Origin of the sequence: Fischerella muscicola PCC 7414, from assembly GCF_000317205.1 — a bacterium.
Lineage (GTDB): Bacteria > Cyanobacteriota > Cyanobacteriia > Cyanobacteriales > Nostocaceae > Fischerella > Fischerella muscicola.
In genome coordinates this window covers 23,799-36,862 of the sequence record NZ_AJLK01000170.1, presented here as the reverse complement: position 1 = coordinate 36,862, position 13,064 = coordinate 23,799, and the positions used below count along the sequence as shown (strand labels likewise).

General features: G+C 41.0%; 9 protein-coding genes. 4 read left to right on the top strand and 5 right to left on the bottom strand.

Translation table 11 applies throughout. The annotated features are described in order from the left end of the window. Positions 1-109: 109 nt before the first annotated feature. The 3 genes from UYI_RS0127135 to UYI_RS0127125 all read right to left on the bottom strand — a co-directional run bounded on the left by UYI_RS0127135 (position 110) and on the right by UYI_RS0127125 (position 4,938). On the bottom strand, positions 110-1,834 hold the full coding sequence (locus tag UYI_RS0127135) for a sensor histidine kinase (protein WP_016869828.1): 1,725 nt from the start codon (positions 1,832-1,834) through the stop codon (positions 110-112). A 354-nt stretch (positions 1,835-2,188) separates the two neighbouring features. Then, positions 2,189-3,451, bottom strand: a complete 1,263-nt coding sequence (metK, locus tag UYI_RS0127130; protein ID WP_016869827.1) for a methionine adenosyltransferase — start codon at positions 3,449-3,451, stop codon at positions 2,189-2,191. Between the two features lie 482 nt (positions 3,452-3,933). After that, positions 3,934-4,938 carry a phosphoribulokinase gene (locus tag UYI_RS0127125; protein ID WP_016869826.1) on the bottom strand — a complete coding sequence of 335 codons (1,005 nt, stop codon included), beginning with the start codon at positions 4,936-4,938 and terminating at the stop codon, positions 3,934-3,936. 1,548 nt (positions 4,939-6,486) lie between these two features. Between UYI_RS0127125 and petH the strand changes: the two genes are divergently transcribed. From petH to UYI_RS0127100, 4 genes are all read left to right on the top strand, one after another. Continuing rightward, positions 6,487-7,770: a ferredoxin--NADP reductase gene (gene petH, locus UYI_RS0127115; protein ID WP_016869824.1), complete on the top strand. Its 1,284-nt coding sequence runs from the start codon at positions 6,487-6,489 to the stop codon at positions 7,768-7,770. A gap of 140 nt (positions 7,771-7,910) precedes the next feature. After that, positions 7,911-9,245: a homoserine dehydrogenase gene (locus UYI_RS0127110; protein ID WP_026086202.1), complete on the top strand. Its 1,335-nt coding sequence runs from the start codon at positions 7,911-7,913 to the stop codon at positions 9,243-9,245. Between the two features lie 77 nt (positions 9,246-9,322). After that, a complete protein-coding gene (locus UYI_RS39865; protein ID WP_016869822.1) occupies positions 9,323-9,448 on the top strand; it encodes a hypothetical protein in 126 nt (41 codons plus the stop codon). Between the two features lie 11 nt (positions 9,449-9,459). Further along, on the top strand, positions 9,460-10,452 hold the full coding sequence (locus UYI_RS0127100; RefSeq protein ID WP_016869821.1) for an S-layer homology domain-containing protein: 993 nt from the start codon (positions 9,460-9,462) through the stop codon (positions 10,450-10,452). A 125-nt stretch (positions 10,453-10,577) separates the two neighbouring features. Here UYI_RS0127100 and UYI_RS0127095 read toward each other — a convergent pair whose 3' ends face one another. Next, positions 10,578-11,018 carry a CAAD domain-containing protein gene (locus UYI_RS0127095; protein WP_016869820.1) on the bottom strand — a complete coding sequence of 147 codons (441 nt, stop codon included), beginning with the start codon at positions 11,016-11,018 and terminating at the stop codon, positions 10,578-10,580. A gap of 605 nt (positions 11,019-11,623) precedes the next feature. Further along, on the bottom strand, positions 11,624-12,079 hold the full coding sequence (locus UYI_RS0127090; RefSeq protein WP_016869819.1) for a pentapeptide repeat-containing protein: 456 nt from the start codon (positions 12,077-12,079) through the stop codon (positions 11,624-11,626). Positions 12,080-13,064: the final 985 nt, after the last annotated feature.

Sequence of the window (13,064 nt, the reverse complement as noted above, 5' to 3'; positions counted from 1 at the left end):
CTGAAATTGGGCATTGGGCACGGGGCATTAGAAAAATTATCAATATCTTAATTACCTTAATTACCTTTTGCCTGTTAAGAGTTCCCTATTCCCTATTTCATTCCCCTGCCTATCCTTGAGCAACAAGTGGTAAGCGTACGGTGAAAACAGACCCTACTCCCTGTTCGCTCTTGACAAAAATTTCACCACCCATCATTAAACAAAAGTGACGGCTAATTGCCAACCCAAGTCCTGTACCGCCATACTTTTTCGTTGTTGAGGCGTCTCCTTGGGTAAAGGGTTGGAATAACTGCTGTTGTTGCTGTAAAGACATGCCAATACCTGTGTCCGTCACAGTGAAAATAATGATTTCCCTGGGTTCTTCGTCCAGTGAGTAAACTTTTTCTCTTTTGACATTTAATGTCACTTTACCGTTGGTAGTAAACTTAGCGGCATTGCTCAGCAAGTTGTAAAGTACCTGCCTGAGCTTAGTCTGATCGGTGTGCATTATGCCCAATTCTTGCTCATAATCCACTTCTAAGACATTACCATTTTTTTCTACTAGCGGTTTTACCGTCAGCACAACACTATTAATTAATGTCATCAGGTCAAATGTCTCTGGGTAAAAAGTCATTTTCCCTGCTTCAATTTTCGATAAGTCGAGGATATCGTTGATCAATAACAAAAGATGCCTACCAGCAGAGTTAATTGATTCCAAATCACTGATAAACTCTCCTCCTAAGCTGGTATCAGCAGCATCATCTTGGAGTAGTTGACTCAAACCAATAATGGCATTCAATGGTGTACGTAATTCGTGACTAATATTCGCTAAAAATTGACTTTTGGCTTTGTTGGCTCCTTCTGCTAATTCTTTGGCTTGTTCCAGTTCTTTGGTATGTTTTGATACTTGTTCTATCAAACGATTCAGTGATTTTGCTAATAAACCTATTTCATCTTCGGTGGTGACAGGTGCGCGCAAGTCAAAATTCGATTTCCGTGCTACTTGTTCGGCAACTTGAGTGACGGTGATGACTGGTTCAGCGATCGCTCGAGAAGTGCGCCAAGCCACAACAGCAGCAACTCCCACCGACAAGAGCATACTGGCCATGACTATTAATCTTTCAATTCCTTTGGACTGGCTAACATCATTTTTCATCTTCTCCTCTACTTGCTCGGCGCTTTGCAGGAGATCATTCAAATATTTATATAGTTGATCTAGGCGCGAGGCTGTATCACTACGCAAAACCGCTAGTAATTGGTTCTGGACTATGGATGCTTGCTGTGGTGATATTTGCTGATTATTAATTGGTTCTAAGATAGACTCAATATCCTGAACATAGGAGTCTAAATTAGTCGCGTAATTTTGTAATAAAGTCTGTAAAGAAGCTTCACTGGTTGCTAAGTTCTTGGGCTTGCTTTCCAGAAAAGCCATAATTTGATTTTCTATTTTTTTAGTTTTTTCGATATTTTCCAGAAATTTGTCTCTTCTGTAGGCTAGCTTTTCTGGATCTTCCACGACAGCAGGCAAATTTGTACTTTGGATTTGTGCATCTGCGATCGCATCTTTGTAATTAACCAGCATTTGTGTCTGGTAATGGGCGTGATCTAATTCCCTGATTTGTTGTCCTCGATAAAAGTTAGCGACAAACAACCCAGCAAGTGAACCAAAAAACCCAATGCCAATTGCCAGAAAGTAACCATAACCTATTTTTTGATGGATGCGCCAAGAACTAGCCTTGAGTTTCCCTCGCGAGGGAAATTCGATAGTCGGCAGTTCGTCGGTTGAGGGGTCGTTGGCTGACACTTTTGTTGTTTCTGAACTGTTGTCAAAAGCGGTTGGTTTGTGAGTTTGCATCCCTCAAATCTTCTTATCCTCCCGCCAAAGTTATCACATCAATCATAGGCATAAAATCACTGAATCAGTGACTCTCACCTAATCTTACTCTTCCTTTATAACAAGAACAAATATTCGCTCACTATTATAGTTAGCATTACTTCCATGTAGGGATCGGGGATAAGGGATAGGTGATCGGGGAACAGAGAAAGGAAAGAATTTTGGATTTCAACTTAAAATCCAAAATCTAAAATCTAAAATTTATTGTCCTCCTTGTCCTCCCTGTCCCCCTTATCCCCGATCCCTTTTTTCTTGAAATTAAGATTTAGGAGCTAAAGTTTATACTTTTGACTCCTAACTCTGGGCTGAAATGAATTAAGCGATCGCAGCAGTTGAAGCTTCTTTGCTGAGTGCTTGTTTCAACAACTCCGCCTTATCAGTACGTTCCCAGGGCAGGTCTAAATCTGTCCGACCGAAGTGACCGTAAGCCGCGACGTCCTGATAAAAACGTCCGCCTCGTTCGCTTGGTAGATTACGTAAGTTAAAGGTATGGATAATTCCAGCTGGGCGTAGTTCAAAATGATCTGTGATTAACTGGAGTAAGGTTTGATCATCAACTTTGCCCGTACCAAAGGTATCCACCATAATGCTCACTGGTCGCGCTACACCAATAGCATAGCTAAGCTGAACTTCACATTTTTCTGCCAAACCTGCGGCAACAATATTTTTTGCAGCATAGCGACAAGCATAGGCGGCACTGCGGTCTACCTTAGTGGGGTCTTTACCAGAAAAGGCACCACCACCATGTCGGGAGTAGCCACCGTAGGTATCGACAATGATTTTACGTCCAGTTAGACCGGAGTCTCCTTGCGGCCCACCGATCACAAATTTACCAGTGGGGTTGACTAAAAAGCGGGTATTTTCATCTGGCTGAACTTCCAAGTCGCCAAATACAGGTTCAACCACTGCTGACCAAAGGTCTTTTTTGATTTTGGCTTGCACTTCTGCCTCATCGGTGATATCACCGATGGTAGGTGTATGCTGTGTAGAAATCAGGATGGTATCAATGCCTACAGGACGTCCATCTTCGTAAGCAACAGTTACTTGAGTTTTGCCATCAGGGCGCAGGTAGGCTAATTGGCCTGTCTTGCGGACTGCTGCCAATCGACGGGCGATACGGTGAGCCAGGCTGATAGGTAAAGGCATCAGTTCTGGTGTTTCGTTACAAGCGAAACCGAACATAATACCTTGGTCGCCAGCACCAACTTTATCGAATTGTTCCTCGCTATCCTGACGTGCTTCATGGGCAGTGTTCACACCCTGGGCAATATCGGGCGATTGCTCGTCTAAAGCTACCAGCACAGAACAACTGTTAGAGCAGAAGCCATTGACTGCATCTGTATAGCCAATTTCCGCTATTTTTTTGCGGGCAATATTGACATAATTGACACTTGCTTTACTCGTGATTTCACCAGTAATTAATACCAAGCCAGTATTAACAACAACTTCCGCAGCAACACGACTAGTGGGATCTTGTGTGAGCAATGTATCTAGAATTGCATCCGAAATCTGATCGCAGATTTTATCTGGATGACCTTCGGTTACTGACTCGGAGGTAAATAGATAGCGTTTAGACAAATTAAATTCCTCCTAAACAATGGGAGTTAACTGACCAAATGTTGCCATTTAATCTAGCTACTTTAATCTGCAATCATAACAATATTTTTACAATCAGCAGATAAAGCAGTTGCTAATTTCATAAAATCCACTCTTTACTGCTGTATTCTTTAAAATTGAAGAAGGCAGAAGGCAGGAGGCTCAGTTGGCAGAAGGTAATAAGAGGGTGATTGGGCCCCCTCTTATTGAAGACTATTAAATCATAGATTTTTAGTGGGGGTCTTAAACCAAATTTGGGCTGCGGCTTAAGGCATACCTTAAAACTTTTTTCTTCCCTTATCACCTCTGCCCTCTGCCTTCTGCCTTGCCCGAAGGGCAGATAAATATACTGACGAGGAAAAGGTAATACTTAGTTCCAATACCCAATGTCAAATACAATTAATCATAAAAAAAAAGGGACACTAAGAGTGTCCCTTAGATATTTAGACACAAACACTGTTGCCTTAAACTTGAACCGCCATTTTGGCTTCCTTTGCTGTCAAACGCTCGTAAGTAGCGCGCATTTTTAATCCTGTTAGCACTTGGAATAAACCTGTACCATTGTTAGAACCTGGATACTCCCTGTGCTGGAGTAATAGATGAGTCATCTCGCCTTGATACTTGGTGGATGTGTTGCTGAGATGAGTTTCGATGTAAATAACTTCTTCAAGGTTATCGAATTGACCATCTACCTCTAGGACAGAGACATAGCGACCATAGTATACATCTGAACCATAGTACAGTTGCATACCGGGATAGGAACAAGATAGCTTGCGCCCACAGGGAGTCCAGTGGATTGTGGAGCCTTCATCGAACAGATAAACTGGTTCAAAGCCTTCTTTACCTTCGCGTTGCAGCATCCGTACCCGCAGAACTTTACGCTCTTTGTCCTCTTTGATGAGGTTGGTAGGTAATACCTGAAGAACTACATCAGCAAATTCTCTTTGTGGTTCAATGTAGTTCTGAAAATCAGGTTTACGAGAATTGATTTGAGCCAAAACATCTTCGTAGCGGTGACCGCGTTCAGCCATATCTCGCTGAATCTTCCAAGCAATTTTGACTTCATCACTAATATCAAAATAGACGCTGAAGTCAATTAACGATCGCACACGTTCATCATATAAAGGATGTAGCCCCTCAATCACTACAATATGATTTGGTTCTACCAGTTCGGGTGGATCGATGTTGCCGGTTTCGTGGTTGTAAATCGGCTTCATAATAGATTGACCTTCTTTGAGCGCTTTGATTTGCTCGTACATCAGGTCAAAATTGTTGGCTCTAGGGTCAAGTGCGGTTATGCCTGTTTCTTTACGTTGCTTACGATCCAGACAATGATAGTCATCCAAACAGATGACTGTCATCAACTCCTCACCGAATAAATCCGTCAGACGACGCAAAAACGTAGATTTACCACACCCAGAGTCTCCGGCTACTCCGATTAATACCACACGTTCTGGTTTATTACTCATAAATCTCCTCTAAATGCTAAAGATGAGTCAATCAATAATTTTTCACACCTACAGACATGAAGCCAGGAGCTTACCCCTTTGGTTTATCCTGCGTTCTTGCTACTCAGCAGCACCAATAGACATATAACGGGTAAGCTAAACAGTCATAATTGTTACCCGTTTTTGTTGTCTAAGTTGTCGCTGGTAAGTATTTAATCCTAGTGATATATTGGATTCTAACAGAAGGGGTTATTCTATACAAGGCTTGCTATCAGCAAGAAAATGCGTTTTTGGAATCATGGTTGTGAATGTTTAGAATCACAAAAATCCCCTCAAAACCAGCTGTGCAGCTACTGAAGTTAAGTCACAAGCCCAAAAATGTGGGTTTTGAATTTTTTATTCCCATAGCAGCAAAGCAGTTGCCCTTAAGATTAGTGATACTTGTAGTGTGTCACAATAACTTTGAATAGTTTGTACCAGCACTAAAGTGCTGATTTTAACGCTGTAGCCGCTACCGTTAGGGCAGCACCCACTACACACATCACAAAACTAATATGACAAACTAGTAGACTGTTAGTCTGGAATCATTAGGTGTTTGAGATCACAAATACCCAATCACCAAAAACTGTCAACAATCATTAGTTCAAGTTTCACAACTCTTCCGGGAGTATTATGGCAATTGAGGGTTACAGCTTATGACTCTATTAATTCAAGTCTATAGGGTATAATTTAATTTTTAAAGTACTTTTTAAGCTTTTCTGAATTTTTATTAGGCAAGAAGCAAAAATTGATAAGATTAAAAACTATTTTATGTTATCTATCCTCAGAAAGAAGTAAGAAAACAGAATAGTAAGGCAGTTAACACTACATTGATTATATAAGTACAAAAGAGCGAACAAGTAGCTTGGTCATGTATTTGTAGAGGTTGACAGATGTTTCACATCAAGTAAAACTTAATTTATAATCTGTATCGGAATACTTTACATATTCTTCTATGATTGTACTTGTTGTGTTATTCAGCATAACAAAGGTATCTTTGTGGATATGAAATATTCCAAAAACTCTAAGCGATGAAGCTTTGCAGTCAGGTAACAATCAAATTATGCAAAACCATGAAGCTGGAAAGCCTGCGATATAGGACTGACAGCTTTCTGCCAAACCACTAACTGCATAGCAGCCTTCATATGACTAGAGGCTTCACACACAAGTGAAACAAACTGGAAACATATCTTCCCTAAACTGGCATTTTGAAGTCAAACACCTAAAGCAGGGTGTACTTTGGGTTACAGAGAGCTATCTATGTTGTAGCGATGCCATATCACGAAAAAAAAATTAAATTGACTCATTATTAACATTCTCCAAAGAACTTATCCTCTACCTTAGAAGGTGAACAGGTGTGACTTTTGCCATGCTTTAGTGTCTTTGGTGAGTGTACGTAAAAAGGCATTGGCTAATGCCGCTTTTCCAAGTATCAGTTTTTTGTCACCAAAAATTTGGTAAAAAGAGCTGAATATGTGGTGAAAGGGTTTTTTGAGAAAAGGTTAAGTAAATATCGGAGTGTTAGAACGAATGTACTATAGAGGTGCTGTTGAAGGAGCTGCCAACACAGAATCAGGTAGCCGTGTTTTTGTTTACGAGGTGGTTGGTCTGCGTCAGAGTGAAGAAACTGATCAGACGAACTATCAAATTCGTAACAGTGGCAGTGTGTTCATCAGAGTGCCTTACAGCCGCATGAATCAGGAAATGCGACGTATTACTCGCCTGGGCGGCAGAATTGTTAGCATACAACCAGTCAGTGTTTTACAGCAAACTAATGGTAAAGCCACATCTGCTAAATCTGCTCACGAAGAAAATGGTAATGCCACACCTGTAAATGCTGAACCACCAGTCCAGCAACAGCCCCAGAAGAATGAGACTAAAGGCAAGACCATGACTCAAGCGAAAGCTAAAAAAGATGCCCACGCTGACGTTCCTGTCAACATTTACCGCCCTAATGCTCCTTACATTGGTAAATGCATTTCCAATGAAGCATTAGTAGGAGAAAACGGTATCGGTATTGTTCAGCATCTCAAGTTCGACCTCTCTGGCGGAAATTTGCGTTACATAGAAGGTCAAAGTATCGGTATTATTCCGCCGGGACTGGACAAGAATGGCAAACCAGAAAAATTGAGACTGTACTCTATCGCTTCGACTCGTCACGGCGATGATGTAGATGACAAGACTGTATCACTGTGCGTCCGTCAGTTAGAGTACAAGCATCCAGAAACTGGCGAAACAGTCTACGGTGTCTGCTCGACTTACCTGTGTAACCTCAAGCCTGGAGATGAAGTTAAAATCACAGGCCCAGTGGGTAAGGAAATGTTACTACCCCCAGATGAAGACGCCAACGTGATCATGATGGCAACAGGAACAGGTATTGCCCCCATGCGTGCTTATCTGTGGCGGATGTTCAAGGATGCCGAAAGAGCTGTTAACCCAGAATACCAGTTCAAAGGTTTCTCATGGCTGATTTTTGGTGTTCCCACAACTCCAAATATTCTTTACAAAGAAGAATTGGAAGAAATCCAAGCGAAGTATCCTGATAACTTCCGCTTGACTTATGCCATTAGCCGTGAGCAGAAAAACCCCCAAGGCGGCAGAATGTACATTCAAGACCGCGTTGCTGAACACGCAGATGAACTGTGGAGTTTGATTAAGAACGAGAAAACCCACACCTACATTTGCGGTTTGCGTGGTATGGAAGATGGCATTGATGCAGCACTTTCAGCAGCAGCAGCGAAAGAGGGTATCAACTGGAGCGACTATCAGAAAGAACTCAAGAAAGCTGGGCGCTGGCACGTTGAAACATATTAATTTGGTTGTTAGTTAGTAGTTGGTAGTTGCTTGGAACAAACAACAACCAACAACCAACAACCAACTATCAACATAAAGATCTAGTAGGGTGGGCAATGCCCACCCTACAATTGTTGTTGGTGAAATTTGGTATAAGATTCGTGGGCGTAAAGCTGGGAATACTGGGTTTAGGTACAGTAGGCACGGGTACAGTGCAACTTTTACAAGATAATGCAGGGCGTCACCCGTTGTTGCGAGATGTAGAAATATATCGGGTAGGGGTACGATCGCTTGACAAACCCCGGATCGTAGAATTGGCGGATGCTGTCTTAACTACAGATTTAGCAGCAATAGTCAACGACCCGCAGGTAGATATAGTAGTTGAGGTCATTGGTGGACTCGAACCAGCGCGATCGCTAATTCTCAAAGCCATTGAAAATGGCAAACATGTCGTCACTGCTAATAAAGCGGTAATTTCCCGGTTTGGGGATGAAATCTTTACTGCTGCCAATAAAGCTGGTGTTTATGTCATGCTAGAGGCTGCTGTTGGTGGTGGGATCCCGGTGATTCAACCCCTTAAGCAATCTTTAAGTGTCAACCGCATTCATACCGTAACAGGCATTGTTAACGGTACAACTAACTATATCCTGACGCGGATGCAAGCTGAAGGCATTAGCTTCGATGATGTCTTAGCCGACGCCCAAAAGTTGGGTTATGCAGAAGCCGATCCTACAGCTGATGTCGATGGGTTAGACGCCGCAGACAAAATAGCTATTCTGGCCTCATTAGCCTTTGGTGGACGCATTAAACTACAAGATGTCTATTGTGAGGGTATTCGGCAAGTCAGCAAGACAGACATTGCCTATGCCGAGAAATTGGGATTCGTCATTAAACTACTAGCAATAGCTAAAACAGTTAATCCTTCCGCCATCACCCCTACCCTACGGGAAGCCGCTTATGCGTCTACACCCGATCATCCAATTTCCGTCAGAGTTCACCCGACTCTAGTTCCGAAAGCACACCCCTTAGCCAGCATCAACGGTGTTTATAATGCCATTCTTGTAGAAGGAGAACCGATTGGACAGGTGATGTTTTTTGGCCCAGGTGCTGGTGCTGGTGCAACTGCTAGTGCTGTATCGTCTGACATCTTAAATTTGGTAGCAGCACTACAAGCCAGTACAGCTACACCTAACGCCTTATTATCTTGTAGGCATCAAGACTACTGTCAAATTACGCCACTAGAGGAACTTGTTACCAGATTCTATACCCGTTTTCTGACTAAAGACCAACCAGGGGTAATTGGTAAATTGGGAACCTGCTTTGGTAAATACAGTGTAAGCTTAGAGTCAGTTGTACAAACAGGCTTTCAGGGAGAATTAGCAGAGATTGTTGTTGTTACTCACGATGTCCGAGAAGGAGATTTCCGCCAAGCTTTGGCAGAAATTCGTACCTTAGAAGCGATAGACAGCATTCCCAGCTTGTTACGAGTGTTATGAGAAACTTTGTTAATGGTTGTACCAGACGTGCCATGGCACGTCTGGTACAGTGGTTAGTGGTTAGTGGTTAGTAGGTAATGGGTAATAGGAGAAAGACCAATCAACAACCACCAATCAACAACCAACAACCACCAATCAACAACCACCAATCAACAACCAACAACCAACAACCAACAACCACCAATCAACAACCAACAATTTAGGATAATCACTGATGACAAACACGCCTCCCGATCCTAAGTCATCTCAAACAAATGCCCTCGGCTTTGATGAATTTATTGGCATTCTTGTTGCTTTTGTCACTATCGGGGCAATTTTGTTTTGGTCATTTTCCCGTAAGGAGTCTGGCTGGAATTTCAACAGCTTGTTGTTACCTTCCCCTACTCCGACTACTTCCCCCACACCTTTAGCTATACCAACTCCTCCAGATGTAGGAAGTCGTCAAACACCATCTGCATCTGCCGAAGAGAATTTAAGTAGAGTCACACCATCTCCCACTGTCAACCCGAATAATTTGCCGCAAGAACAAGCACCTTTTCCACCCTTTACTACTAACAGAACCCTACCACTAATTATTCCTGAGCAAAAATCAACAATTCCCCCACCAATTGCATTTAATGATGTACCGAGTGACTTTTGGGCGCGTCGTTTTATTGATGTGCTTTCCTCTCGGAATATAATTAAGGGCTATGAAGATTACACCTTTAGACCAAATCAGCCTGTCACCCGCGCTGAATTTGCTGCGATTGTAGAACAAGCATTTGGAAAAGAACTTAGCAAGACCAAGAATACAATCTCTTTTAAGGATGTGCCACCTCGGTTTTGGGCAAACTCAGCCATTGACCAAGCCATTAGTACAGGGTTCTTAAAAGGCTACCCTAACAAAGTTTTTAGACCACAGCAAAAGATTCCGCGAGTCCAGGTATTAGTTGCCCTGACTAGTGGAATGAATTTAAATGTTCCTGCTTCTCAAACTCAAATTTTAAGCTTTTACAGGGATGCTAAAGAAATTCCTAACTACGCTATTGGCAAAATAGCAGCTGCCACAGCTAATGGTCTTGTGGTTAATTATCCTAATCCCAAAGCGCTTAATCCCAATAAAGAAGCTACCCGTGCAGAGGTAGCGGCTATGGTTTATCAAGCTTTGGTGCGAACAGGAAGGTTAGACGCAATTGAATCTGAATATATTGTCAAAGCGCCTAATTAGATGTGATGGCACAAGTGGTCAAGAGTTGCTAAGAATCTACTTGACCACTTGGGAGGAGGCGAGATCCAGCAGTAATTGATAGCGTACCAGCGTTGCGATCGCTCTAGGTACTGAATTACTCAGTTTTAGGCGTCTTTACCGACCACTTGTGATTTGAGAGTTGCAATTTCATTGGTTAACTCTTGCCTGGTAGAGGCTTTGAGTAAATAACGGTAAACAAACCATGCAGAGTAACCAATACCAATTAATTCAAAAGTCGGCGCCACTAAAGGAATATCATTTAAAGCATCTAGGATCGCCAAGACAACTTTAACAGCGACAATGGCTCCCACAATTAAACCAATCGTAACCAGGGGCTGTCTGTATTTATTAAAAAAGCTTCCCAGGTATTCAGGTAGTGTCGCTAAAAAGCTAGAAGCGATTTCTCCGTACTTCAACCATTGGTCTTGAGTTTGCACAGTGGGTTGGATTTTAGTAATGGTTCCTGTTTGGTTGTTCATATCTGGCACTATTGCCTCTGGAGACTTTGTTTCTACTACTTCCGGTTCTTGCATTTCCGCTCCCATGATTGTGACAGTTGAGTTACTTTAATCGGGACAATTACAACCAAAAGGCTGTTGAGTCGGCGATGCACTAACACATCACTTTACACATACAGGCATGTACCTTGAACCAAAGTTCAAGTTTTGCTCTTGCCTGTTTTGCCCATCTGGTGGACTGACATCAGACAGGTAAGCTGTTTATGATCGTACTCATTGGAGTACAAATCATGCACCAATAAGTTCATCCCTTATTTATACAAGCCTAAATGCCGATTTTACCTGATATTTAGGCAATCTTAAGCTGTTATTCTCAATGCTGAGAGTAGAATTGATATTAATACTTAATAAAAATTTTTATGTATTCATTTAGCCTAGACTTTTAAAAATATTTGTGGTATGCAATGGCTAAACCCACGTAAACAAATTAGCTAGTACTTTTTCAACCAAATTTTATAGATTAAAAAATAATTAAAAATTAATTTTGAGCAAAAATCCTCCCACCTCTAAATTTTTTCTTAGAAATGGGAGGATTAACTAATAAATCTGTTGGTTAACTTCTTCTCTGATTTCGCTTAGGGTTGAGGTGGGGTAAAAAATCTTTCTCACCTTATGCGTGGATATATGCCTATTTAGTCCCAATCTGGAATATCCGCACTATCACCACCAATACCTATCCCAGTGTTGTAGATCTCAGCATTGGTAATATTGAGGTTATTCATTGAGGCGCCATGCACATTGGAATCTAAAATTGTAGCACTGGTAAAGTTGACGCCGTTGAGATTGGCATTTTTGAAATTAACATTGGTCGCAAAAGCTGACTCTAAGTTCGCACCTGCCAAATTTGCCCCCGTAAGGTCAGCACCCTCAAGATTTGCTCCTTCCAGGTTAGCACCTTGGAGATTTGCGCCTCTGAGGTCAGCACCAATTAAGTGAGCGCCACTGAGGTCTGCTCCTGATAGATTACACCCTACACATTCCCCAGTTGATAACAGCTTTTGTATTTGCTGCGGATTATTGGCACTAACTGCGCCAGTGAAGAACAGGGGAGTTACTAAAGTTAGAGCAGCCAAAATTTTGGTTTTCATATTTCCCCCTTTACAATTAACGTGTCTCCGTTCTTTTCCTCACAATCTAATTATCTCACTAAACAAGTTGTGAAAATATATTTGTTTCACAAACTGTTTGCGATCGCACTCTGATTTATGCAAGTGCAAAAATACTAGTGCCATAAGAAAGTAAAGTATTTTCAATCATAGTATATGTCTAACCAATGGCATCTGACAAACACCTATTGTCAGAGTCTGTACATACTTTCTTTTCTCACTGCTGGCAGAAGAACAAATTATATATCTGCTCTTTTATATGTTCCATTAGTCATAGATAAGGAATTACATATAAGTTATTTCAATTTATCAAAAATATTATTTTGGTCAAAACCGAATTTTTGCTGAAAGCAGGCAAAAATACTGCTACATCAAATATCATTCATCTTGGAACATATCTATACTTCAGTAGATATTTAATTGTAGTTACTCAGTATTATTACTGTTCGATTTATTTCCGATTTTGTCTTGAAATTTTAATAAAAAATCAATTAATACATTTCAATATTATATTTTCGCACTCAAGTCTATTCTGATTTATTAAATTATTTAGTATTTGGTTTATTTTAATAGTTATTGAATAATAAAATTTATATATTAAAATATCTTGCTTCTGTACAAAAACAATATTTTTGACTAGAAAAAATAATTATTTAATAATTTTTCAATAAACTTAAAATCATTAAAATTAGGGTTTCAAGCTGTTGTGATTGACTGCGAACAGCCGAAAGAGGAAAACCGCGTCTATTCTAGCTTTTCCAGGCGAAAATAAATATATCTAAAGGATTAAATATGCTGTCAAAATGGAAAATATGAATTATTTTAGATTAGGGATATTAGACACAATTAAGCTTACAAGATTGATAATTACTCGTGGAGATAAACTTACCGCAAACTGATTCTTTTTTCAACCTTTGACCCTCGCGACTAGTTGACGTATAGTCTTAATTTGACTAGAGACCAACAA

Excerpts from the sequence above, each read along its gene's own strand:
- UYI_RS0127135 (WP_016869828.1), bottom strand. The coding sequence starts at position 1,834 with ATGCAAACTCACAAACCAACCGCTTTTGACAACAGTTCAGAAACAACA.
- UYI_RS0127125 (WP_016869826.1), bottom strand. The coding sequence starts at position 4,938 with ATGAGTAATAAACCAGAACGTGTGGTATTAATCGGAGTAGCCGGAGAC.
- petH (WP_016869824.1), top strand. The coding sequence starts at position 6,487 with ATGTACTATAGAGGTGCTGTTGAAGGAGCTGCCAACACAGAATCAGGT.
- UYI_RS39865 (WP_016869822.1), top strand. The coding sequence starts at position 9,323 with ATGGGTAATAGGAGAAAGACCAATCAACAACCACCAATCAACAACCAA.
- UYI_RS0127100 (WP_016869821.1), top strand. The coding sequence starts at position 9,460 with ATGACAAACACGCCTCCCGATCCTAAGTCATCTCAAACAAATGCCCTC.
- UYI_RS0127095 (WP_016869820.1), bottom strand. The coding sequence starts at position 11,018 with ATGGGAGCGGAAATGCAAGAACCGGAAGTAGTAGAAACAAAGTCTCCA.
- UYI_RS0127090 (WP_016869819.1), bottom strand. The coding sequence starts at position 12,079 with ATGAAAACCAAAATTTTGGCTGCTCTAACTTTAGTAACTCCCCTGTTC.